Here is a 23,018-nt window from a genome sequence, read left to right as displayed (position 1 = left end):
GAAGGCCAATCTCAACCTGCGGCGCTGGCAGCGGGCTGGGCGGACTGAGAATAGGCGGACACCAGGTTCAGCAAATGCAGGCGCTGGCCCGGCTCCAGATAAGGCATCAGTAGATTCAACACATGGTGGGCGCCGCGCAAGAGTGCCATCTGGGCGCTGTCGGCCTCCAGTGCATGGCGCGGGTCACGCACGTACTCAAAACTCAGCCAGTAAGTCAGCACCACCACCATGTTGGTCGCGGTCGCCTCGGCTTCGCGGCTGTCAATCTGCAAAGCGCCCGACTGGGCCATGCCGTCCAGCAGCGCACGGATGGCGCGGGTCTTGTGCTTCAGGACCGACTGGAAATGGGTTTCCAGATGCCGGTTATTGCTCAGCAAGTCGTTCAGGTCGCGGTACAAAAATCGATGCTGCCAGATCAACTCGAACAGGCTGTGCATGAAAAACCAGGCATCTTCCACATCGCGCACGCCGTCGCTGGCGTTGAGCAACTCGGTCAGACCGCGCTCGTAGCGGTCAAACAACGCATTGATCAGTTCTTCTTTGGCCGGGTAGTGGTAATACAGGTTGCCGGGGCTGATAGACAGCTCGGCCGATATCAGGGTGGTGGAGACGTTGGGTTCGCCAAACCGGTTGAACAGATCCAGCGTTACTTCCAGAATGCGTTCGGCCGTGCGGCGCGGCGCTTTTTTCGCCATGGATGTCTTCCCCGTTATTGAGCATCCACTCTAACCGACGCGGGCTGGTTAAGGAGTTAGGGAAGCCGCTAGTGTCGACACCGACGCAAAAAAGGGTGCCCAAGCATCCTTTTTAAACCCAGTACGCTCACGCGTCGGGCTTGGTCGTTCGTTTGGCCTTGGCTGCAGGTTCTTGCTGGGCCACCAGCGTTTGCACCAGTTTGCTGAGCTCTTCGACCCGTGCCGTCAACACTGCCACGTCCTGGGCCGAGGGCACGCCAAGTTTTTTCAGGGCTTTAGCCACACGGTCTTCAAAAATATTCTCCAGCTTATCCCACTGGCCGGTCGCCCGCTCGGTCATGCCCTGTGCCATGCTGGTCATTTTGCTGGCCGCCTCGGCCAGCTTGGCTTCTGCCATAGCCTGCGACTTGGTCTGCATACCCATGCCATCCTTGACCAGGGCTTCAAATACCTTGCTGCCTTCTTCCTGCGCCTTGGCAAAAGCGCCCAGACCCGCCAGCCAAATCTGCTGGGCAGAATCTTTGACGCTGGGTTTCGGCGACGGGTTGGCCTTATTTTCATCGGTAGAGGGGCTGGGTTTTTTATCCATGGGAGTGTCTTTAAAGGGAGATTCGGTCTGCAACTGTAAGCAGTCGCCGACATTAGGTGTAGATGCGGACTTCTAAATGGCCCTTGCCACCCGCCGGAGTGGACTAAACTTCAGCGCTTTCTGCGCGACCCATAGCGCTCGGCTTTACAAGGAATACTATGATTTTGGTGACTGGCGGTGCAGGTTTTATTGGTGCTAATTTTGTGTTGGACTGGGTGGCACACACGGGCGAAGCGGTCATCAACCTCGACAAACTCACCTACGCGGGTAATTTGGAAAACCTGGCCAGCCTGCAATCCGATAGCCGCCACATCTTCGCCCAGGGCGACATTGGAGACCACGCGCTAGTGGCATCCTTGTTGGCCCAGCACCAGCCGCGCGCCGTGGTCAACTTTGCAGCCGAGTCGCATGTAGACCGCTCCATCCACAGCCCCGAAGCCTTCATCCAGACCAATGTGATGGGCACCTTCCAGTTGCTGGAAGCGGTACGCAGCTATTGGGGTGGCTTGGCCAGTGATGCCAAAACGGCCTTCCGTTTCCTCCATGTGTCCACCGACGAGGTGTACGGTTCACTGGCTGCCACCGATCCGGCATTCACCGAAACACACCAGTACGAGCCCAATAGCCCCTACTCGGCCAGCAAAGCCGCCAGCGACCACCTGGTGCGCGCCTACCACCACACCTACGGCCTGCCGGTGCTGACCACCAACTGCAGCAACAACTACGGCCCCTACCATTTCCCCGAAAAGCTGATTCCGCTGATGGTGGTCAACGCGTTGGCGGGCAAGCAGCTGCCCATCTATGGCGATGGCCAGCAGATCCGCGACTGGCTGTATGTCAAAGACCACTGCAGCGCCATCCGCCGCGTGCTGGAAGCCGGACGGCTGGGTGAGACCTACAACGTCGGCGGCTGGAACGAAATGCCGAACCTGGACATCGTGCACACCGTCTGCGGGCTGCTCGACACCCTGCGTCCACGCGCCGACGGCCAGAGCTACACCACGCAAATCACGTATGTGACCGACCGCCCCGGCCACGACCGCCGCTACGCCATCAATGCCAGCAAGATCGAGCGCGAACTCGGCTGGAAACCGGCCGAAACCTTCGCCTCCGGCATCCAGAAAACCGTAGAGTGGTATCTGGCGAACCCCGAATGGGTGACCCGCGTGCAAAGTGGTGCTTACCGCGACTGGGTAGACACCAACTACGCAGCCCGCGCCGCATGAAATCCCCCCTGAAGATTCTGCTGCTGGGCAAAAATGGCCAAGTCGGCTGGGAGCTGCAACGTAGCCTGGCCGCACTGGGCAACTTGACCGCACTCGACCGCCACAGCACCGCCTACTGCGGCAATCTGGCCGATCTGGATGGCATCCAAGACACCGTGCGCCGCCTGCGGCCCGACATCATCGTCAACGCCGCCGCCCACACCGCCGTGGACCGGGCCGAGAGCGAACCCGAATTGGCCCACACACTCAACGCCCTGGCCCCCGGCGTGCTGGCCATAGAGGCCGCTAAGCTGGATGCGTGGCTGGTGCACTATTCCACCGACTACGTATTCGATGGCAGCGGCAGCCAGCCCTGGCAGGAATCGGATGCCCCTGCGCCCTTGAGCGTGTACGGCAGCAGCAAGCTCGCGGGCGAGCAGCGCATCCAGGCCACCAACGCCCGGCACCTCATCTTCCGTACCAGTTGGGTGTATGCCGCACGCGGTGGCAACTTTGCCAAAACCATGCTGCGCTTGGCCAAGGAACGCGACACGTTGACGGTGATCGACGACCAGTTTGGCGCCCCCACCGGTGCCGAACTGTTGGCCGATGTCACCGCACTGGCATTGCGTTCCGCCCTCTCTGCGCCGTCACTGGCAGGTATCTACCACTTGGCAGCAGCAGGTGAAACCACTTGGCACGGCTACGCCCAAACCGTGCTGGCCCAGGCACAGCAGGCCGGTATCGCACTCAAAGCCGGGCCCGAAGCCGTAGCGGCGGTTCCGGCGACCGACTTCCCCACCATCGCCCAGCGGCCCTACAACAGCCGTCTGGACACCCACAAACTGCAAGCCGCCTTTGGCCTTACCCTGCCCCACTGGCAGGATGGTGTGGCGCGTATGCTCAACGAAACACTCACACCATGACCACTGCTGCCTCCTTCTCCAGCCCCCAGCGCAAAGGCATCATCCTCGCCGGCGGCTCCGGCACGCGCCTGCACCCGGCCACACTGGCCATCAGCAAACAGCTGCTGCCGGTCTACGACAAGCCGATGATTTACTACCCGCTGAGCACGCTGATGCTGGCCGGTATCCGCGACATCCTGGTCATCAGCACGCCGCAAGACACGCCCCGCTTCACCCAGCTACTGGGCGACGGCTCGCAGTGGGGCCTGAACCTGCAGTACGCCGTGCAAGCCAACCCCGATGGCCTGGCGCAGGCGTTTTTGATTGGCGAAGACTTCATTGGCAACGCCCCCAGCGCACTGGTGCTGGGCGACAACATCTTCTATGGCCACGACTTCACCGAGTTACTGGGCACGGCCGATGCGCAAACCAGCGGTGCGTCGGTGTTCGCCTACCACGTGCACGACCCTGAGCGCTACGGCGTGGTGGCGTTTGATGCCCAGGGCAAAGCCCGCAGCATCGAAGAAAAGCCGTTGCAACCGCAAAGCAACTACGCCGTCACCGGCCTGTATTTTTACGACAACCAGGTGGTGGACATCGCCAAGGCCGTCAAGCCCAGCCCGCGCGGCGAGCTGGAAATCACCGCCGTCAACCAGGCCTACCTGGACCAGGGCACCCTGAACGTGCAAATCATGCAGCGCGGCTACGCCTGGCTGGACACCGGCACCTTCGAGAGCCTGCTGGAAGCCGGTCAGTTCATTGCCACACTGGAGCGCCGACAGGGCCTGAAAATCGCTTGCCCGGAAGAAATCTCCTGGCGCAACGGCTTCATCACCAGCGAACAGGTAGAGCGCCTGGCCCAGCCGCTGGCCAAAAACGGCTACGGCCAGTACCTGCTGCGCATGCTCAAAGACGAGATTCGCAAATGAAAGCCACCCCCACCCGCATCCCCGACGTGCTGATCCTGGAGCCCAAGGTATTTGGCGACGCGCGCGGCTTCTTCTACGAGAGCTTCAACGGCAATGCTTTTGCCCGGGCCACCGGTCTGGAAGTAGCCTTTGTGCAAGACAACCACTCGCGCTCCGCCCAAGGCGTGCTGCGCGGTCTGCACTACCAGATCCAGAACCCGCAAGGCAAGCTGGTGCGCTGCGTGCGCGGTGCCGTGTTCGACGTGGCGGTAGACATCCGCCGCAGCTCCGCTACATTTGGCCAGTGGGTCGGCGCAGAGCTGAGCGAAGAAAACCACCGCCAGATATGGGTGCCACCCGGCTTTGCCCATGGCTTTGTGGTGCTGACGGCATCCGCCGACTTTCTGTACAAAACCACCGACTACTACGCCCCCGCGTTTGAGCGCTGCATCGCCTGGAACGACCCTGCCATCGGCATTGAATGGCCCGCAGGCATCACGCCCCAGCTCTCAGCCAAAGATGCCGTAGGATGTTCGCTGGCCGATGCCGAGGTGTTTGAGGGCTGAATGCTGCACCGCACGCAATGCTACTTAAATAATAGCTGCCTGCGCAGGTGGAACATGCAGAAACAGCCTTTTTCTCGTCTTAAAAATTCTACTCCACAATAGCGTTCGTTTTTCAGGTCACCTGGGTCAGCATCTTGTCCATGCGGCGAGCCACCTCGGTTTCGATCTTGTCCTTGAAGGCGCTCCATAAAAAGCCCAGTTCGGCATCCAGCACAAAACGGTCGTCGGTGATCTGCACCGTACCGGTCACACCCGCACGGTGAAAGCTGATCTCGTCGCTGGCCGCGCCCTCGGTGTATTCGCAGGTCATGCCCAGACGGGTTTCGGCCTGCTCCAGCCATTCGTTGGCCAGCTTGCGGGCGGCGGGAAGACCCAAGGTGTGTTCACGCTGCATGTGGATGTCGGTCACTCAAAATCTCCTAGGGGTAAAGACGCACAGTTAGATCGCCCATCATGCCAGCCCAGGCCCGCCAAGCCGGGCACAATAGTGACACTCTATTTAACGGAAGTGCCATGTTGTACAAATTCAAGTCTAAAGCCGATGGCGACCTCATCATGCTCGAAGCCAATGGGCGCAAAGTGTTGGAAATTATTGGCAAGACCCCTGGCCCTCAAGGCATCATCTTGGTTGCCCAGATGGCACCGGCCATCGCCGCCCTGCAAGCCGCCATCGTGCAAGACGATGCGGCCCGCAAAGCCGCCACCGTCGAAGCCAAGGTCCACGAAATGGACACCGTCTCGCTGCACCAGCGCGCCAAACCCTTCATCGACATGCTGCACCGCTGCGAAAAAGAAAACGCCGACGTAACCTGGGGGACCTGACCCCCCGTCCGCAGCTTTCAAGCCGATCGCAGCAGGGTCAGTCCGCGTAGACCTCTGCTGCCTTGATGATTGGGCTCCACTTGGCGATTTCGGCGGCTACAAACTTCTTATGCTCGGCGGGTTCGAGGCGTTTGTCGGTTACCACGATGGCGCCCAGGCCTTCTTGCTTTTGGATGAATACAGGGTCTTTCAAGGCCAATCGCAGGGCGGCATTGAGCTTGGCCAGCACGGCGGATGGCGTGCCCTTCGGGGCATACAGGCCATGCCAGATGCTGACCTCGAAACCCTTCAAACCCATTTCTTGCAAGGTCGGCAAGGCCTTCAAGGCAGGCGTGTCCAAGCGCTTGGCGCTGGTAACGGCAAAAGCCTTGACCTTTTGGGCCTCAATCTGGCGCGTGGTGTTGGTGCTCTGGTCGCACATCAGGTCGATCTGGCCGCCAATCAGGTCGGTCATGGCCGGCGCCGCGCCTTTGTAGGGCACGGTGGTCATGTCCATCTTCAGCGCCGTCTGGAGCAGCAGACCGCACAGCTGCGAGGCCGATCCCACGCCGGCATTGCCCAGGTTGATGCGCCCCGTGTTTTGCCCCATCCAGGCCACCAGTTGCGGGTAGGTGGTAGCGGGCAGGCCCGGCTTGCTGACCAGGGTCATCGGCACCTCGTCTACCAGCCCCAGGTATTCAAAGTCCTTCAGGACGTTGAACGGCAGGTTGCGCACCAAGGTGGGCATGGTGGCCATGCCGATGTGGTTCAGCAGCAGTGTGTAACCGTCGGGTGTGGCCCGTGCCGCCTTGGCCGAGCCGATGGAGCTGCCCGCGCCGGCCACGTTGTCCACCACGACAATGACCCCGCCCAGCGGCTTGCGCAGGGCTTCGGCCAAGTCCCGCGCCACGCGGTCGGTCGGGCCACCGGCCGGGAATGGCACGATGATGCTGATCGGCTTGGCAGGAAACTCCGCCGCCTGGCCGACCAACGCCGCAGCCGCCAGCGCGGCGGCCGCAATAATCTTCTGCATTCTGCCTCCGGCTACAAGTTCTGAGCCTCCACGTCCGGGTCAGCCACATCGCTGGGCTTGATCAGCATCACCGGCACTTGTGCGGCGTGCAGCACCTCGTGCGACACCGAGCCCAGCAGCGCGCTGCGCAGGCTGCCCTTGTCGCGGGCGCCCATCACCACCATGTCGCAGCCAAAGCGCTCCACGATGTCGATCAAGGTGTTTGCCGGGTCGCCCACGGCCACCTCGCTGGCATAGGCAATGCCCGCGTGGCGCAGCAAGGCCTCACCGGCCTTCAGCGCTTTGGCACCGGCCTGGGCGCTGGCCCGGGCAATCAGCCCCGGGTCGGCGGCCATCACCATCTCGTAGAGGTGGGCGGGCTCCTGCACATTGGCCACCACGACCTCGGCCTGCAGGCCCTGGCGCACCAGGTGAATGACCTGCCGCACGGCTTGCAGCGACACCTCAGAGCCGTCCAAAGGCAACAAAATCTTCATCGCGTATTCTCCCGAGGTTTAAACATGACCAGCATAGGCTCAATTTGAGCCTTCAAAGTTCCTCGCATGCACCAACTTGTATTTATTCCCGGCCTGGCCACCGATGCCGACATGTGGCAGGACCAGCTTGCCGCTGTGCCATCCATCTGGCGCACCACGGTGGCCGACGTGCTGTCCCGCCACAGCCGCATCGAGGACATGGCCCAGGCGGTGCTGGACGAGCACCCCGGTGAACTGCTGCTGTGCGGCGCCTCCATGGGCGGCATCATCGCCATGGAAGCTGTGCACCAGGCCCCGCAGCGCGTCCGCGCCCTGGCCTTGCTGGGTACCAGCGCCCGGCCCGAGCTGCCGCACCACCGCCAGCAGCGTGAAACCGCCATCCAGATGGTCGAAGCGGGCCGGCTGGCCGAATTTGTGCGCGCCACTGCCGCCATGGCGTTCTCCCCCACGCACCCCAGTGACAAGGCCGACCTGCAGCGCTACAAAGACATGGTGCTACGCACCCCGCCCGCCCTGTGGGTGCAGCAAAACCGCGCCCTGGCCGACCGGCCCGACGCGCGCCTGCACTTGCCCGCAGTGCGCTGCCCGACGCTGGTGCTGTGCGGTGACAAAGACCTGCTGACACCACCCAAACTCTCCGAAGAAATCGCCAGCTTGGTACCCGGTGCCGAACTGCACCTGCTGCCCCGCTGCGGCCACATGCTGACCATGGAACAGCCCGAAGAAGTCAATGCGCTGCTGCTGGACTGGCTGGCACGTTTGAAACTGTAACGCTATATTTTAAATAGCTGCCTGTGCAGATAGTGATTGCGCCAGAGGCCGATTTGGCTTAAAAAATCAGCCCCGCTCGCGCACCTTCTCGGCCAGCTTTTCCAATACAAAAGGCGACACAAACTTGTGCACCTCGCCGCCGAGCAGCGCGATCTCGCGCACGAAGGTGCTGGAGACAAACTGAAAACCATCGCTGGGCGTGAGGAAGACGGTCTCTACATCCGGCATCAGGGTACGGTTCATGCCGGCCAGCTGGAATTCGTAGTCGAAGTCGGTCACCGCGCGCAGGCCGCGCACCATGGCTTTGCCGCCCTTGCCCACCACAAAGTCACGCAGCAGGCCACTAAAACTTTCTACCTGCACCTGGTCGTAGGGTTTGACGGATTCACGCACCATCTCCAGCCGCTGCTCCAGGCTGAACAGCGTCTTTTTATGGTGCCCGGCGGCCACGGCGACGATCACCTGGTCGAACAACTGCGTGGCGCGGCGCACCACGTCTTCGTGGCCCAGAGTCATGGGGTCGAAGGTGCCGGGGTAGACGGCGATCACTTCCCGTTTGGCCGGGGTGGTCATGGGGCTTCGGCGGCGGTCAGCAGTTGCAGCAAATGGGCGTGGACCGCACCCGCCTTCAGGTAGCGGTGCACGCGCAAGCCCAACGGAGCCAGCAGCTCGTCGGTCCATTTGGCAGGGGCTTCCATGTAGACAAAGCCGTTGGCTTGCACGGCCTTGGCGGCGGCCCCCATCGACGGCTCGTACAGGCCAGACTCGAACGGCGGGTCCAGAAACACCAGGTCCAGGCTGCCCGCCGCCAATTGGCGCAGCGCCGCCACACCATCGCCGCGCTGCACCTGGGTGGCGCTGGCCTGCAGCTTGGTTTGCGTGGTTTTGAGCTGGTCCACCAGGGCCGGGTCTTGCTCAAACAGGTGCACGGTGGCGGCACCGCGCGAGGCGGCTTCAAAGCCCAGCACGCCGGTGCCCGCAAACACGTCCACGCAGCGCCAGCCGGTCAGGTCCTGGCCCAGCCAGTTGAACAGGGTTTCACGTACCCGGTCGGGGGTGGGGCGCAGGCCGGGTTTGCTGGCCACGGTGAGGCGGGTGCGCTTCCACGCGCCGCCGATGATGCGGATCTCGCCGGGCTTGCCGCCTACGGGATGGGGGTCGGACGGGCGGGGCTTTTTCTTCTTGGCGGGTGCTTTGACAGCGCGGGTGCTCATGGGGTTTCTCCGACCACGACGGTGGCCATTTTTTCGGGTTGCAGTATGCGGGCAAAAGCCGCCTGGATGTCGGCTTGCGTCACGCGCTCAATCTGTGCGGTCCAGTGGTCCAGGTAGTCCAGTGGCAAATGGTTCCACGCGATGTTAGCCACGTTGCCCAGCAATTTGCGGTTGCTGTCGATGCGCAGGGCAAATCCGCCTTCCAAGTTGTCTTTGGCGGCTTGCAGTTCGGTGGCCGTGGGGCCGTCGGCCACAAAGCGGGCCAGCACGTCTTTGGCCACCTGGATGGCCTGCTTGGCCTGGTCGGGCCGGGTCTGCAGGCCGATGGTGAAGGCCCCGGCGTGCAGGGCGGGCGCAAAGCTGCTGTAGACGCTGTAGCTCAAACCGCGCTTCTCGCGCACCTCGGCGGTCAGGCGCGAGCCAAAACCGCCGCCACCCAGAATGTGGTTGCCCACCAGCAGGGCGAAAAAGGCCGGGTCGCTGCGCGGATAGCCGGGCTGGCCGATCAGCACCTGGGCCTGGGCGGCATCGAAAGGGATGTGCTGCTCGCTGCTGCGGGTGAGCGGCTGCACATCGGCCACCGCAGGCAAGGGCGTCAGTGGCGTACAGGCGGTGGCGGGCAGGCGCGCCAGCAGCCGGGTCACCAATGCGTCGGCCTGCGCCCGGTCCACCGCACCCACCAGGCTGACGGTGGCGCGGCAGGGCAGGATGCTGCGGGCGTAGAAGGCGCGCATGTCGGACGCGTTAATGCGGGCCAGCGTGTCGGCGGTCAGCTCAAAACCGTAGGGGTGCGTGCCGTACACGGCGGCGGCAAACGCGCGCCCGGCCACGGTGGCGGGCCGGGTGGCAGATTCCTTCAGCTGGGCGGCCACGCGCTGGCGTTCGCGCTGCCACAGGCTGTCGCTGAAGGCGGGCTCGCCGATCTGGCGGGCGGCCAGCGCGGTGGCTTTTTCCAGCAAATCGGGATAGGTCAGGCTGCGCAGCGAAAAGCTGAAGCGGTCGCTGCTGGCGCTGCTGTCCAGCGACGCGCCCAGATCGGCCCAGGCTTCGCCCAGAACGTTTTCATCCAGCGCCGGGGCGCTACCGACCGACCGCACGCCTTCCGAGGCCATGCCCGCCGTCAGCTCCGCCAGGCCGGCCTGTGCGGCCGGGTCACGGCGGCTGCCGGCATCGAAGTCGATCTGCACATCCAGCATGGGGATGGCCGGGCTGGGCACCAGGTAGACCTGCGCGCCGCTGGGCTGGGTCCAGTGCTGGATGGGAATTCCCGCCCATGCAGAATTTATAAGAAATAGGCCTCCAGCGCAGATAGTACCTGCGGCAGCAGCTATGTTTTTAATAGTATTCATCAGCGCAGCTCCCCCTGGGGAATGGAACGGGGTTTCTTGCGGTTCGGGTCCAGCGGCTGGGGTAGCAGGGTGGCCACCGTCAATTGGTCGTCGCCGAAGTAGCGCAGGGCCACGGCCTGCACCTGGGCGGCGCTGATGCCGCGCAGCCGGGCGATCAGGCGGTCGTTCGCGTCCAGCGGCAGGCCTTGCACCCAGTTGCTGCCCAGTTCGCGGGCCTGGTTCATCACCGAATCGAGCTTGTAGACGCTGCTGGCCACCCACTGGGTTTTGACGCGGTTCAGCTCGGCCTCGGTCACGCCTTGTTGCGCCACCAGAGCCACCTGGGCGCGCAAGGCGGCTTCAACCTGCGCGGCGCTGTGGCCTGCGGCGGGCACACCATCCAGCATGAAAAGCTGCGGGCCGCGCCCGACCAGGCCGTTGTAAGCCCCGGCGCTGTCCGCTACCGGGCCACCAGGTTGGCCATGGTCTTGCGTCAGGGTGCGCTCCAGCCGGGCACCGCTGTAGCCGTCCAGCACCGCGGCCAACACGGTCAGGGACAAGGCGTCGTCGCTGTCGGGCTGCAAGCTGGGCACCTTGAAGGCCAGGGTGACCAGCGCCTGCTCGGCCGGGGCTTTAAAGTCCAGGCGCTTGCTGCCCGCCTGCTCGGGCTCCAGCCGGGGTTTGCGCACCGGCACCGGGCGCGCCGGAATGCTGCCGTAATATTTAGCCGCCAGTTGGCAGACTTGCCGCGGATCCACATCGCCCGCCACCACCACGGCGGCGTTGGCCGGGACGTACCAGCGCTGGTAGAAGGCGCGGGCATCGTCCGGCGTCATGGCATCCAGGTCGCTCATCCAGCCCACCACCGGGCGGCGGTAGGGCGAGGCAGTAAACACGGTGGCCAGCAGCGCCTCGTTCATCAGAGCCCGTGGCGAATCTTCGGTGCGCATGCGGCGCTCTTCCTTGACGACTTCGAGCTCGCGCTTGAATTCTTCGTCACTCCACTGGTTGTGGGCGAAACGGTCGGCCTCCAGCTGCATCACCGCCTCCAGTTTGCCCGCCGGAATTTGCTGGTAATAGCCGGTGTTGTCTTTGGCGGTAAACGCATTTTCTTGCCCGCCCAGGGCCGCCACGCGGCGCGAAAACTCGCCCGGCGGCAGGCTGGGTGTGCCTTTGAATAGCATGTGCTCCAGGATGTGGGCCACGCCCGACGTGCCGTCCACCTCGTCCAGGGAGCCCACGCGCACCCACAGCATCTGCACCGCCGTGGGGGCCCGGTGGTCGGGTTGGACGATGACCGCCATGCCATTGGGCAGGTCGCACCGGGTGGGGGTCGTCGAAGCGGGGGGTGTTTGGGCGTGGGCAAGGGCACCCAATAAGCCTAAAAGCGGAAGTATTTGGCGTTTCATAGAATGCTTGATTCTAAGAACGCCCTTTATGTTCAGCTTTTTCAAGAAAAAACCTCCCTCCCCCGAAATTGCTGCCCCGGTTGTAGCCCCCGCACCGGCTGTGGAAGCTCCCGCCTCCGGCTGGCTGCGCAACCCGTTTGCCGCCAAACCAGCCGCCATAGAAACACCCGAAGCCCCCGAAGTACCCCAAGTTCCCCAAGCGCCCGAAGCCCCGCGCGCGGGCTGGATGGACAAGCTCAAAACCGGCCTGCGCAAAACCGGCTCCAGCATCGCCACAGTGTTCACCGGCACGCAGATCGACGACGCGCTGTACGAAGAACTGGAAGATGCCTTGCTGATGGCCGACACCGGCGTGAAGGCCACGCAATTTCTGCTGGCCGACCTGAAGCAGCGCGTCAAAGCCGCCAAGGCCACCGAACCACAGGCCGTCAAAGCCTTGCTGGTCGAATCCATCACGGCCCTGCTCACGCCGCTGGAAAAAGCCCTGGTGATCGGCCAGTACACGCCCACGGTGATCATGGTCACGGGTGTCAACGGTGCCGGAAAAACCACGTCGATTGGCAAGCTCACGCGCCACCTGTCTGCGTCAGGCGCTAGTGTTTTGCTAGCAGCAGCCGACACCTTCCGGGCGGCTGCCCGCGAGCAGCTCGGCGTGTGGGCCGACCGCAACACGGTAGAAATCGTCAGCCAGGAAGGTGGCGACCCGGCCTCGGTGGCGTTTGACTCGGTCAGCGCCGGCAAGGCACGCGGCAAAGACGTGGTGCTGGTAGATACCGCAGGCCGCCTGCCGACCCAGCTGCATCTGATGGAAGAGTTGAAAAAGATCCGCCGCGTGGTCAACAAGGCCGATGCCAGCGCGCCGCACGAGGTGCTGCTGGTGATCGACGGCAACACCGGCCAGAACGCGGTCAGCCAGGTGAAGATTTTTGACGATGCCATCCAGCTCACCGGCCTGATCGTCACCAAGCTGGACGGCACGGCCAAGGGCGGCGTGCTGGCGGCGATTGCCCAGGAGCGGCCGATTCCGGTGTACTTCATCGGCGTAGGTGAGCAACTGGAGGATCTGGAAACCTTCAACGCGCGGGAATTTGCGCAGGCGCTGCTGGCCTGACCGCGCCTTGGGATGCGAGGGCGTGCGAATTAATTAACGGATTCGCCACTTGCTTGCAGCAAGCCGCCCGCGAATTGCATACAGGTGAACAAGTTCACAAGCGTTTCAGGGGCTCGCCACTAGCATCCAGGTCATCGGGTTCACGCCCATACCATGACCTTCAACGCTATGCAAAACACTGCTTTTTCCCGTACTCCATGGGCCAACAGCCTCCTCGGTGCACTCGCTTTGGGTTGGCTGGCGGCATCCAACCCGGCCAATGCCACCGCCCTGACATTCGAAAATTTTGCCCAGGGCTCCCAAACGGTCAGCTTCACCAACACCAAGCCCGGTCTGAGTGAGACCGTCAATGCAGGCGAAATGTTGTTTGGCATGAACGATGGCGGCGTGACCAGCACGCTGCGCGCCTACTGTGTGGATATTTTCCAGGAGGCCTCCTCCAAAGCCCAAAACTACACGCTGGTCAACGGCATCACCCACTTTGGTGCCGAAAAAGCCGCCGATCTGGGCCGCTTGTTTACCGAATTCGATGTCTGGAACGGCAAGACCAATATCACGGCCCAAGAGACAGGTGCCTTACAAATGGCGGTGTGGGAGATCGTCAACGAAACCGCCAAATCCCAAGGTGCATACAAGTTTGACCTGTCCTCGGGGAGCTTCCAAGCATCCTCCACCGGCAAAGGGACGACCGCCCTGGCCCAAAGCTGGCTCGACGGCCTGGGCACCGCCAACAACTGGTACCAGGTCAGCGCCTATGAGAACGCCACCTACCAAGACTACCTGGCGCTGAACAAAGTGCCCGAACCCGGCAGCCTGTCCCTGGTGCTGGGCGCTTTGGGCAGCCTGGGCCTGGTCGCCCGCCGCCGCAAAGCCAAAGCCGTCAAGGGCTGAATCCTGCTAAGGCGCAGGCGGCGTACTGCGGCAGGCGCCGGTAAACAGAAGCACCCCACCCGACCCCAGCAGCCGCGCCCGGCTAGGCTGGCGGTCCACGATCCACTGGGCACCGCTGCCAAACAGCACCTCGGTGTCGCTCACAAACCCCGAACTCAGCCACTGCGTCTGCACCGCCACCGCGTCGTCGCGGGCACTGTAGCGCACCTCGGCGCTGCGCCGCGTTTGCGTACTGCCGTCGGCCTGCAGGTCGCACCACAGGCTGCGCATGTCGGGTGGGCCGCCTTGTTCCAGCAACTCCTGGGCAATTTGCCGAGCCCGGCCCGGCTGGCTGGTGCTGCGGCAGGCAAATTCGGCCACCATCCAGCTGCCGTCCAGCATGTGCACCGGGTTGAACGTGAGGCTGGCGATGTCCAAGGCCGTGGCCCGGCGCTGCAGCAAGGGGATCTCGGGTTGGATCGAACCCGAGGGCAGACTCGATGCCAGCGTAGCCAGGCGCGGCGGGCTCTGGCAGTCGGCCACAAACTCGGCAGTACCTGCCACCGGGCTGGGCTGGTGCAGGTTGATCAGAAAATAGCTGCCCGCCACATGGCTACGGTCGATGATGGCCAAGGACACTGCGTCCACGCCCACCAGCACGTCGTCAATGCGCTGCACGATCTGCATGTCTTTGCTGGCAGCAATGTCGGGGGCAGCCCAGGCCCCGCTGCAAAAAGCCAGGTAAAACGATAGCAACAGGTGGTGGCGGAATGGCAACATGCGGGCGATTTTGCACGGCTTAACGCGACATCCTTAGAATCACGTTCCTCCTACGACCGGGTAAACCCCAATTTCGACCACCATGACCTCCCATGCCCCCCTATTGCAACGCATTGAAATCGAAAGCGCCCCGCACCCCACGGCCGCCGTGATCTGGCTGCACGGCCTGGGGGCCAGTGGCGACGACTTCGCAGCGATGGTGCCCGAGTTGGACCTGGGCGGCTGCGCTGCGATCCGCTTTGTCTTTCCGCACGCGCCAACCATGCCGGTCAGCATCAACAACGGCTATGTAATGCCCGCCTGGTACGACATCAAGAATGCCGACTTGGTGCGGCAGGAAGACCCGGCAGGCATCCACGCATCCGCCCGCGCCATCGAAGCCTTGGTTGCCAACGAAGTCGCCCGCGGCATTGCGCCCGAGCACATCGTGCTGGCGGGCTTTTCGCAGGGCTGCGCCATGGCCTTGCACACCGGGCTACGCCATAGCGCGCGGCTGGCGGGCATCATGGCCTTGTCAGGCTATCTGCCACTGGCCGACACACTGGCCACCGAGCGGCACCCGGCCAACTTCAAAACCCCCATCTTCATGGCCCATGGTACGGCCGACCCGGTCGTGCCGCTGGCGCGTGCCGAGGCCTCGCGCCAGGCTTTGCTGGCGCTGGGCCATGCCGTGCAATGGCACACCTACCCTATGCCGCACAGCGTGCACCCGCAGGAAGTGCGCGACATCAGCGCATTTTTGCAATCGGTGCTGGCGAAACAGGGAGCAAGCAAGGGATGATGCTCGGTATTGATTTCGGCACCTCGAACACCGTGGCCGCGCTGGTGCGGGCCGACGGCAGCCTGGACACGATTGCGCTGGACGCGGGCAAGCCCACGCTGCCCACGGCGCTGTTCTTTTCGCACGAAGACCAGCACACCAGCTACGGCAGCGCCGCCATGCAGACCTACCTGGCGGGCACCGAAGGCCGGTTGATGCGCTCCATCAAAAGCCTGCTGGGCAGCGGCCTGATGGACGAAAAAACCGTGGTCAACGGCCAGATGGTCAGCTTCACCGACATTCTGGGCATGTTCTTCAAAGAGCTGAAAAAGCGCTCGGAAGCGCATCTGGGCCACGCCGTGCAGCACGCCATGCTGGGCCGCCCGGTGCATTTTGTAGACGGTGACGCACAGCGCGACGCGCTGGCCCAGGCCACACTGGAGCAGGCAGCCCGTGCGGCGGGTTTTGACGAAGTGCAGTTCCAGCTGGAGCCCATCGCCGCGGCTTTTGACTTCGAGCGCCGGGTCACCCAGGACACCACCGTGCTGGTGGTGGACATTGGCGGCGGCACCTCTGACTTCACCGTGGTGCGCGTCGGCCCCGGGCGGCAGGCCTTGGGCGACCGCAGCGGCGACATTCTGGCGACCACCGGCGTGCACATCGGCGGCACCGACTTTGACCAGTTGCTGAACCTGCGCCACGCCATGCCGCTGCTGGGCCTGGGGCACGTGGGGCCGAGCGGGCGTGAAGTGCCGTCGGGCGTGTTTTTTGATTTGAGCACCTGGCATTTGATCCACCAGTCGTATTCCCGCAAGAGCCTGGCACAGGCCGCGGATTTGCGCGACTCCTTCACCGACCGGGCCCTGCACCAGCGCCTGCTAAACGTGCTGCAGGAGCGGGTGGGCCACCATATTCTGGCCAACGTAGAGGCGGCGAAAATCGCCTGCTCGCTGTCAGGCACGGCATCCACCATCGACCTGGACTGCATTGCCCGCGACCTGAGCGCCCAGCTCACGCCCGAAGGCCTGGCCCAGGCGCTGCAAGCCCAGTTGGCGCGGGTGGTGCAGTGTGCGCAGGAATGTGTGAAGCTGGCCGGGGTGGCGCAGCCCGATGCCGTGTACCTGACGGGCGGCTCGTCTGCGCTGGCCCCGCTGCAAGCGGCCTTGCAAGCCCTGTTTCCGCAGTCTCGTATGGTGGCGGGCGACCGTTTTGGCAGCGTGGCGGCGGGCTTGGCGTATGCGGGGTCGGTGACGATGGAAGCGGCCACCGCGTAATTGCAAGAATTACCGCTTAAATTAATAGCTGCCAGTGCAGGTCCGATATGCGCTGGCAGCTATTTTTAGCACCTAAATTTTCGTATTATTTGATAGCAGGCTTGGCGGCCGGTGCAGGCTGCGCCGGCACTGCCGCATTGACGCGCTTTTCAGCCGACTGGCCCAGCGCCTTCAACTTGGGCTCGATTTGACCCTTGGTGTCGGCCACCACCTTTTCGACCAGGCCCTTTTGTAGTTCTGGCAGCAGCAACGAGAACTTGCGCAGCACCGGAGATTCCAGCACCACGATAAGTTGGCGCAGTTCGTCTTCGGTGAACTTGCTGTCCAGCACGCCGCCAATTTCTGCAGGCGCCAGTTTGTTGGCGCGGTCGGTCAACAGAGGTGTGACATCGTCCACATATTTCTTGATATCGGCCTGGATGTCTTTGGCCAAAGCCTCGCGCTTTTCCGGCGGAACCCGGAACTGGATCGCCGGGCCCACAGGCTGCATCAGCTGCGCAATGGGCTGCTGGGCCAATTGGCGCACGGTCGCATCGACCATGGGCTGCTCCAATTGCACGATCTTGTTGATCAATTCTTTTTTGGCGGGCGTGGGCTCGGCATGGGCCACTGCCACGATGGACAGCAAGGCAACGGCCAGGAATTTGTGTTTCATAGTCGGATCTCGTAGTTGAAAGAAGCCCAACGGGACTTTGACCTTCATTATCACCAGCTAAGACTTCGGTAAAGTAAACCGCAGCGTGCAGCCGCCGTCCACCACGCCCTGCGCGCTGATGCTGCCGCCGTGCCGTTGCACGATCTGGCGCGCCAGGGCCAGGCCCACACCGGCACCCTCGAACGCCGATGCGGTATGCAGACGCTGGAACAGATCGAACATGCTGGCACTGGTGTCGGGGTTGAAGCCCACGCCGTTGTCGCGCAGCCAAAACGTGGTGCCATCCGCCGCATGCTCCCAGCCCAGGGTGATCTGCGCCACGGGCCGGGGCCGGGTGAACTTGAGGGCATTGGACAGCGCGTGTTCCCACACCTGGCGCAGCAGCGCGGCATCCCCCTGCACTTCGGGCCAGTCGGTGGGCACTTGCCACTGGATGCTGCGCCCTAGCGCTTGCGCAGCCAGCGCGCGCTGTGCCTCTGCCACCAGTGCAGCCATGGGCACGGCCGCAGTCTGCAACGGGATGCGCGACAGGCGCGACAGCTCCAGCAGCGCGTCCACCATCCGGGCCATGCTGCGGGCCGATTGCTCCAGCGTATCCAGGCAGGGGCTGGGGTCTTCCCCCTCCGCCAGCATTTCGCGCACCAGCGGAGCGTAGGCGGTGATGTGGCGCAGCGGGGCACGCAGATCGTGCGAGACGTTGCGCACAAAGTGCTCCAGCTCGGCCATCAGGGCGAGGTTGCGGGCCTCGCTCTGCTGCAGACGTGCCTGCGCATCGGCCAGGCGGAGTTCCAGATCGTTCAAGACTAGACCTTTTTAACGGGGCGTTTCCAGTTAGCGATGGCCACCTGGCGGCCACGGGCCACGCTGAGCACGCCCTCGGGAGCATCCTTGGTCAGGGTCGAGCCGCCGCCCACCGTGCCACCCGCGCCCAGGGTAATGGGGGCCACCAGCACGCAGTTGCTGCCCACATGCACGTCGTCACCGATCACGGTACGGTGCTTATTGACCCCGTCGTAGTTGGCGGTGATGCTGCCCGCGCCAAAGTTGACGCGCGCGCCCACCGTGGCATCGCCCAGGTAAGCCAAATGGTTGGCCTTGGCACCCGCACCCAGGGTGGAGTTTTTGACTTCGACAAAGTTGCCGATGTGCACATCCGTTCCCAGCCGTGCGCCAGGGCGCAGGCGGGCGAACGGGCCGATGCGCGCATCTGCGCCCACCGTGACACCGGCTTTTTCACCATCGATGTGGGTGAAAGGATGCACCACCACGCCCGCCGCGATAGTCGCGTTGGCGATGACGCAGTTCGCACCAATTTTTACACCTTCGCCCAGCGTGACCGTGCCTTCAAACACGCAATTCACGTCGATGGACACGTCTTGCCCGCACACCAGGCTGCCGCGCAGGTCCAGCCGTGCCGGGTCGGCCAGGCGCACGCCCTGCTCCATCAAGGCCACGGCCTGCTGGCGTTGGTAGGCGCGCTCCAGCTCGGCCAGTTGCACGGGGCTGTTGACACCGGCCACCTGCACCTCGTCGGTGATCTTGTGGGCCACCACCGGCACACCGTCGGCTACCGCCATCTTGACGATGTCGGTCAGGTAGTACTCGGACTGGGCATTCTTGTTGTCCAGCCGGGCCAGCCAGGTGCGCAGGCGCGCGGCGGGTGCGGCCATGATGCCGCTGTAGATTTCGCGAATGGCGCGCTGCGCCTCGGTGGCATCTTTGTGTTCGACGATGGCCTGCACCGCGTCGCCCCCACCCTCCCCGTTACGCTCAATGCGGCCATAGCCGGTGGGGTTGGGCAGCTCCAGCGTCAGCAGGGCCAGTTTGTCGCCGCCGCTGGCCGCCACCAACTGGCGCAAGGTGTCTACCTGGGTCAGCGGTACGTCGCCCGACAGCACCAGTACCACACCCGCGTCGTCGGGCAAAAAAGGCAGCGCTTGCTGCACCGCATGGCCGGTACCCAGCTGCGGCTCCTGGCGGGCAAAATTTACAGAAAATTCGGCTCCATCGCAGATGTAGCCTGGGAGAGCCGCTTCTACTTCTGTAGCACCATGCCCGGTGATCACCACCACGTTGCGCGGCAGCAAACTGCTGGCGGTGTCCACCACATGGGCTAACAATGCGCGCCCAGCCAGCGTATGCAACACTTTGGGCAATTTGCTTTTCATGCGGGTCCCTTTGCCCGCCGCCATGATGACCACATCGACTTCTGCCATAGCTTGCAACTTTTTAGTTAAATGGACCCGAATTATGGGACTGTTGCTGCTGCTGGGCGCACTGCAGGCCTGCACCGGCATCAAGCTGGGCTACAACAACGGCGTGGACCTGGCCGCCTGGTGGCTGGACGGCCATATCGACTTCAACAAAGCCCAATCGAAGCAGGTCCGCGACGACCTGCGCCAACTGCAGTTGCGCAACCGCCAGCAAGACCTGCCCGATTACGCCCAAACCCTGCGGCAAACCCAAACCCTGGTGGTCCATGATCTCAGCACCGAGCAGGTCTGCGCCGTAGGCACGACGGTGCGGGGCTACATCGATGCCTTGCTGGTGGATGCCGAACCGGCCGCGACCACCCTGGTGCAGAGCCTGACACCGGCGCAAATCAGCTACCTGGAACGCAAATACGCCAAGACCAATGCCGAATACCGCAGCGACTGGCTGGCTTTGACCCCCACTGAGATGCACCAAAAGCGGTATGACAAAGCCCTGGAACGTGCCGAAATGGTCTATGGCCGCATGGATGCCGCACAGAAAACCCTGATCCGCCAGCAGGTGGAGCAGTCCCACTTCGACCCGCAGCAGGTACAGGCCGAGCGCCTGCGCCGCCAAACCGACACCTTGCAGACCCTGCGCCAACTGCAGCGCGACCCGACCACGGCGGCCGACACCCGTACCGCCGTGCGGGGCTTGCTGGAGCGCTCTATGCACTCGCCACAGCCCAGCTACCGCGCCTACGCCGAGGCCCTGGCCCAGCAAGACTGCCAGGGCATTGCGGTGGTACACAACAGCACTACGCCCAAACAACGCGAAGCGGCGGTGCGCTGGCTGGCGGGGTACGAGCAGTCGCTGCGGGAATTGGCAGCCCAACGATAAGCATATAAAAAAGCCCCGCCGGGCTGAAGCCTGCGGGGCAAGAGACAGCGCTTAAACCTGTCCGTTTACTCTTCGGTATAGCCTTGGAATGCGCCGATGTCGGACAGGTTGCCGTTGTAGTTCCAAGTGCCAGCGCCCACCAGCCCGGTGTTGTAGTTCAAGCTGCCATTGAAGTTCCAGGCACCCGCCACCGCTATGGTGAAGCTGGCCAGGGTGGAGTCGCCGGACGAAGGTGTAACCCCTAAAGTGCAAGCGGTTGTCCACGCAAAAAGGATGTTGTCATAGCCACTACATTGGGTGGAACCGTCGGCATTGACCGTGGCAAACCAGTAGCCAGAACGCGTTCCGCTGTACGTGCCTCGGTAGCCCCCTTGGTAAGAAGCCGTGGTCAACACCACAGGGGTATTGGGGTCCAAGGCAGGCATGCCCAGTTGGGCCATCAGCGCGTTTGCAGCCACCAGGTTCAGGTTGGCACCGTTCCAGGCTTTCGGTTTGTCCTGGTAGCCCCAGTACACCTGCCCGCCCCGCTCCACAAAGGCTTGTACGTAGCCCAGTTGCGCATCCAGTGCAGGCAAGCCACCGAAGGTGAGCACCCGTGCATCGCCCAGGGTCTGGATGGCATAGCTGCCCGTGCCGATGGGGTCGCAATTGCGGGGACTGCCATCAAACCGCTCCTGGCAGGCGTAGTACTTGACCACATTGCCCGCCGCAAACGAGGCGCGGATCGGGGTGTTGGTGGTGTAGTAGGTGGCGGACTGGCCATTTTGCAGGTGGCGCGGTGCCGAGCCGATGCGGCCCACCTGGATGCTGGTGGCACCCCACCAGTCGTTGCGCGGCCCGCTGGACAAGGTGGTGCCATTCAGGCCGGGGCGGGTGCCCGCGCTTTGGATGCAGGGCGTGCCGGTCATGGTGGCGACCACCGTGTCCAGGCTGGTGGCGGCGGTGGATGGAACATCCTGGTAGCAGGCCGACGTGGTGTCATTGACATCGGTTTTACCCGCGGCCACCGCCATGGGATACAGCTCTATGTATTCCCACGGTGTTTGCACGTAGCTGACGGCGGTGGACAAAGCCGCACCGGCGGTATAGCGCACCCGGGATCCCGCAGGGAAAGTCGCCGTGCCCAGCACGCTGGCGGCGTTGGCTACGTTGAGGTTGCTGTAGCCCAGTGCCTTCATTTGGTCCAGCACGCTGACCATCGTTTGGTTGTCCAGACTCAGCGATGTGGTTTTGTAGTCCTCGCCCAGCTCCTTTCCATCGCAGTAGTTGTACGGGCTGTGGCCATTCGGATTGGTTGCTGAACTGGTGTTTTCAAAATTAATGGGGCAACCGGTCCAGGCTGTACCCGACCAATGCAGCTCGGAGCCGCTGCCCGGGTGCGAACCAGCACCCCAGCTATAGGGCGCTGAACCGCCATTGAGAGCCGTATGCACCTCGTGCCAACGGGTACTTCCGTCGGCCGCCGGGCTGTTTTGTGCCGCCGTCCAGGCGTTGGACTTGGTGGTCCAATTAGTGGCGCTGGTGAAGCTCAGAGAGTTCAGGCTTCCACCTGCCACGCTAGGTGTTCCTGTCGCCGCAGGCTGAGCGTAGAGGGCAACTGCCGTGGTCACCCCCGCAGGCTGGATGCCCTGGCTAGCCACCAATGCCGCGGCGGCGGTCTGCATGCTTGCTTCGGTAGCGGTGCTGGGTAGCGCCGCCACGATTGCGCTCAGCAGTTCCTGCACACGTTTTTGCACCACTGCGTCCAGCAGCGCCTGGGTGATCACCGTGGTGCCGTCGGCCGCGGTTGTGCCGACCGCATTGGCACTGGCCACCAGCTGCGCCTGCTGCTGGGTCGTCAAGACCCACATGCGGGCCAAGGCGGCGGGTTTGACGCTGCCGTCCGCCGGAGCGGCATCGGCGATGGCAAAACTGGAGAACAAGGACGAGGTGATGCCGGTTTGCAGTTTCAACTGGGCCTCGGCCGCATCTACAGCCATGCCGGTTTGGGCCACCAGGTTTTGCACTAGGGTCGTCAGCGGGCTCATCAGGGCAGGCTTGCCCGCAGGAGTCTTCAGTACAAAGCCCGTGGGCACAAGGCCCGTATCTTTGTCCGATGCGGCGGATGTCACGATAGCCAGCATGGGGTATTTGTCTTTGTCGGCCGTGGCAACGGTCACGATGGCGACCCCATCGGCATTGGTAGTGGCATGCGGTTCGCTGCTGGCACAGACACCGTCGTTGTTGGTGTCCTGGCACACCAACGCGTCTTTGATCGGCCCGTCGAGTACCGTGACGGAAACATCGGTGGTGGTGGACGCAACGGGGCTGGCGCTGTCTCCGCCATCGCCTCCACACGCCGCCAAGGCGGCAATCGCGGCGCTGCTGAGCGCCAGTTTGAGCTGGGTTTTCATGGGGTCACTCCTGTAAGGATGTTGTGGGACTAGAGCGGCCCCATGCTCAGCCTTGTGACCTTGCCGCACATCACCTATTCAAGGGATACCGGCCCGCAGTCGCCATCCAAAAGGGGGATGGCTTAGAACGGCCACCGCAGCCAGGGCGCATTTTTTGGTGCACACGTCACAAATTCCAGTGG

25 protein-coding genes are annotated in these 23,018 nt (G+C 63.3%); 11 read left to right on the top strand and 14 right to left on the bottom strand.

The window, feature by feature from the left end:
• Positions 1–11 precede the first annotated feature (11 nt).
• The gene (locus tag ABI213_RS13015) at positions 12–695 is read right to left on the bottom strand and encodes a TetR/AcrR family transcriptional regulator (protein ID WP_348027415.1); all 684 of its coding nucleotides are present in this window, start codon (positions 693–695) and stop codon (positions 12–14) included.
• Positions 696–822: 127 nt separating this feature from the next.
• On the bottom strand, positions 823–1,284 hold the full coding sequence (locus ABI213_RS13010; RefSeq protein WP_348005212.1) for a phasin family protein: 462 nt from the start codon (positions 1,282–1,284) through the stop codon (positions 823–825).
• Positions 1,285–1,442: 158 nt separating this feature from the next.
• On the opposite strand from ABI213_RS13010, the gene rfbB reads away from it, so the two are divergent.
• The 4 genes from rfbB to rfbC are packed head-to-tail and all read left to right on the top strand — an operon-like array spanning position 1,443 to position 4,868.
• Entirely contained in the window at positions 1,443–2,510 is a 1,068-nt protein-coding gene (gene rfbB, locus ABI213_RS13005) for a dTDP-glucose 4,6-dehydratase (protein WP_348005213.1), read from the top strand.
• A gap of 8 nt (positions 2,511–2,518) precedes the next feature.
• Entirely contained in the window at positions 2,519–3,415 is an 897-nt protein-coding gene (gene rfbD / locus ABI213_RS13000) for a dTDP-4-dehydrorhamnose reductase (RefSeq protein ID WP_348005226.1), read from the top strand.
• Entirely contained in the window at positions 3,412–4,323 is a 912-nt protein-coding gene (gene rfbA, locus ABI213_RS12995; protein WP_348005214.1) for a glucose-1-phosphate thymidylyltransferase RfbA, read from the top strand. Before rfbD ends, rfbA begins: the two co-directional genes overlap by 4 nt.
• A complete protein-coding gene (gene rfbC, locus ABI213_RS12990; protein ID WP_348005215.1) occupies positions 4,320–4,868 on the top strand; it encodes a dTDP-4-dehydrorhamnose 3,5-epimerase in 549 nt (182 codons plus the stop codon). The genes rfbA and rfbC overlap by 4 nt, the downstream gene beginning before the upstream one ends.
• A gap of 112 nt (positions 4,869–4,980) precedes the next feature.
• On the opposite strand, the gene ABI213_RS12985 is transcribed toward rfbC, so the two are convergent.
• Complete coding sequence (locus ABI213_RS12985; protein ID WP_348005216.1) at positions 4,981–5,277, bottom strand: polyhydroxyalkanoic acid system family protein; 297 nt, start codon at positions 5,275–5,277, stop codon at positions 4,981–4,983.
• A gap of 104 nt (positions 5,278–5,381) precedes the next feature.
• Here ABI213_RS12985 and ABI213_RS12980 point away from each other — a divergent pair, with 104 nt between their 5' ends.
• Entirely contained in the window at positions 5,382–5,690 is a 309-nt protein-coding gene (locus ABI213_RS12980) for a DUF1840 domain-containing protein (RefSeq protein WP_348005217.1), read from the top strand.
• 37 nt (positions 5,691–5,727) lie between these two features.
• Here the strand turns inward: ABI213_RS12980 and ABI213_RS12975 are convergent, their stop codons facing one another.
• Together ABI213_RS12975 and ABI213_RS12970 are read right to left on the bottom strand one after the other, a co-directional pair.
• A complete protein-coding gene (locus ABI213_RS12975; protein ID WP_348005218.1) occupies positions 5,728–6,702 on the bottom strand; it encodes a tripartite tricarboxylate transporter substrate-binding protein in 975 nt (324 codons plus the stop codon).
• Positions 6,703–6,713: 11 nt separating this feature from the next.
• A complete protein-coding gene (locus tag ABI213_RS12970) occupies positions 6,714–7,178 on the bottom strand; it encodes a universal stress protein (RefSeq protein WP_348005219.1) in 465 nt (154 codons plus the stop codon).
• A 66-nt stretch (positions 7,179–7,244) separates the two neighbouring features.
• On the opposite strand from ABI213_RS12970, the gene ABI213_RS12965 reads away from it, so the two are divergent.
• Positions 7,245–7,949 (top strand): alpha/beta fold hydrolase, encoded by a 705-nt coding sequence (locus ABI213_RS12965; protein WP_348005220.1) that lies wholly within the window; start codon positions 7,245–7,247, stop codon positions 7,947–7,949.
• 66 nt (positions 7,950–8,015) lie between these two features.
• On the opposite strand, the gene coaD is transcribed toward ABI213_RS12965, so the two are convergent.
• Genes coaD through ABI213_RS12945 form a run of 4 tightly spaced genes read right to left on the bottom strand, consistent with a single transcriptional unit; the run spans position 8,016 to position 11,900 of the window.
• Entirely contained in the window at positions 8,016–8,522 is a 507-nt protein-coding gene (gene coaD / locus ABI213_RS12960; protein WP_348005221.1) for a pantetheine-phosphate adenylyltransferase, read from the bottom strand.
• Positions 8,519–9,163 carry a 16S rRNA (guanine(966)-N(2))-methyltransferase RsmD gene (rsmD, locus tag ABI213_RS12955; protein ID WP_348027413.1) on the bottom strand — a complete coding sequence of 215 codons (645 nt, stop codon included), beginning with the start codon at positions 9,161–9,163 and terminating at the stop codon, positions 8,519–8,521. Before rsmD ends, coaD begins: the two co-directional genes overlap by 4 nt.
• On the bottom strand, positions 9,160–10,512 hold the full coding sequence (locus ABI213_RS12950; protein ID WP_348005223.1) for a pitrilysin family protein: 1,353 nt from the start codon (positions 10,510–10,512) through the stop codon (positions 9,160–9,162). Before ABI213_RS12950 ends, rsmD begins: the two co-directional genes overlap by 4 nt.
• A complete protein-coding gene (locus tag ABI213_RS12945; protein ID WP_348005224.1) occupies positions 10,512–11,900 on the bottom strand; it encodes a pitrilysin family protein in 1,389 nt (462 codons plus the stop codon). The genes ABI213_RS12950 and ABI213_RS12945 overlap by 1 nt, the downstream gene beginning before the upstream one ends.
• 28 nt (positions 11,901–11,928) lie before the next feature.
• On the opposite strand from ABI213_RS12945, the gene ftsY reads away from it, so the two are divergent.
• Both ftsY and ABI213_RS12935 read left to right on the top strand, forming a co-directional pair.
• Positions 11,929–13,011, top strand: a complete 1,083-nt coding sequence (ftsY, locus tag ABI213_RS12940) for a signal recognition particle-docking protein FtsY (protein WP_348027412.1) — start codon at positions 11,929–11,931, stop codon at positions 13,009–13,011.
• 168 nt (positions 13,012–13,179) lie between these two features.
• A complete protein-coding gene (locus tag ABI213_RS12935) occupies positions 13,180–13,902 on the top strand; it encodes a PEP-CTERM sorting domain-containing protein (RefSeq protein ID WP_348027411.1) in 723 nt (240 codons plus the stop codon).
• 6 nt (positions 13,903–13,908) lie between these two features.
• Here the strand turns inward: ABI213_RS12935 and ABI213_RS12930 are convergent, their stop codons facing one another.
• Positions 13,909–14,661, bottom strand: a complete 753-nt coding sequence (locus ABI213_RS12930) for a hypothetical protein (protein WP_348005294.1) — start codon at positions 14,659–14,661, stop codon at positions 13,909–13,911.
• An 82-nt stretch (positions 14,662–14,743) separates the two neighbouring features.
• Between ABI213_RS12930 and ABI213_RS12925 the strand changes: the two genes are divergently transcribed.
• Positions 14,744–15,442 carry a dienelactone hydrolase family protein gene (locus ABI213_RS12925; protein WP_348005293.1) on the top strand — a complete coding sequence of 233 codons (699 nt, stop codon included), beginning with the start codon at positions 14,744–14,746 and terminating at the stop codon, positions 15,440–15,442.
• A complete protein-coding gene (locus ABI213_RS12920; RefSeq protein WP_348027410.1) occupies positions 15,439–16,695 on the top strand; it encodes an Hsp70 family protein in 1,257 nt (418 codons plus the stop codon). Before ABI213_RS12925 ends, ABI213_RS12920 begins: the two co-directional genes overlap by 4 nt.
• 85 nt (positions 16,696–16,780) lie before the next feature.
• Here the strand turns inward: ABI213_RS12920 and ABI213_RS12915 are convergent, their stop codons facing one another.
• From ABI213_RS12915 to glmU, 3 genes are read right to left on the bottom strand one after another with little or no spacing between them, the layout of a single operon-like run.
• Positions 16,781–17,350, bottom strand: coding sequence for a hypothetical protein (locus ABI213_RS12915; protein WP_348005291.1), 570 nt, complete (start codon positions 17,348–17,350; stop codon positions 16,781–16,783).
• Positions 17,351–17,407: 57 nt separating this feature from the next.
• Positions 17,408–18,151, bottom strand: a complete 744-nt coding sequence (locus ABI213_RS12910; RefSeq protein ID WP_348005290.1) for an ATP-binding protein — start codon at positions 18,149–18,151, stop codon at positions 17,408–17,410.
• 2 nt (positions 18,152–18,153) lie between these two features.
• Entirely contained in the window at positions 18,154–19,566 is a 1,413-nt protein-coding gene (glmU, locus tag ABI213_RS12905) for a bifunctional UDP-N-acetylglucosamine diphosphorylase/glucosamine-1-phosphate N-acetyltransferase GlmU (RefSeq protein WP_348005289.1), read from the bottom strand.
• A gap of 34 nt (positions 19,567–19,600) precedes the next feature.
• On the opposite strand from glmU, the gene ABI213_RS12900 reads away from it, so the two are divergent.
• On the top strand, positions 19,601–20,443 hold the full coding sequence (locus ABI213_RS12900; protein ID WP_348005288.1) for a DUF6279 family lipoprotein: 843 nt from the start codon (positions 19,601–19,603) through the stop codon (positions 20,441–20,443).
• A gap of 65 nt (positions 20,444–20,508) precedes the next feature.
• Here the strand turns inward: ABI213_RS12900 and ABI213_RS12895 are convergent, their stop codons facing one another.
• Entirely contained in the window at positions 20,509–22,836 is a 2,328-nt protein-coding gene (locus ABI213_RS12895) for a hypothetical protein (protein WP_348005287.1), read from the bottom strand.
• Between the last annotated feature and the right edge of the window lie 182 nt (positions 22,837–23,018).

Source organism: Rhodoferax sp., from assembly GCF_039922535.1.
Classification (GTDB): Bacteria; Pseudomonadota; Gammaproteobacteria; order Burkholderiales; family Burkholderiaceae_C; genus Rhodoferax_B.
Note: the sequence above shows the minus strand (reverse complement) of the source record. Positions and strands in the feature narration are given on the sequence as shown.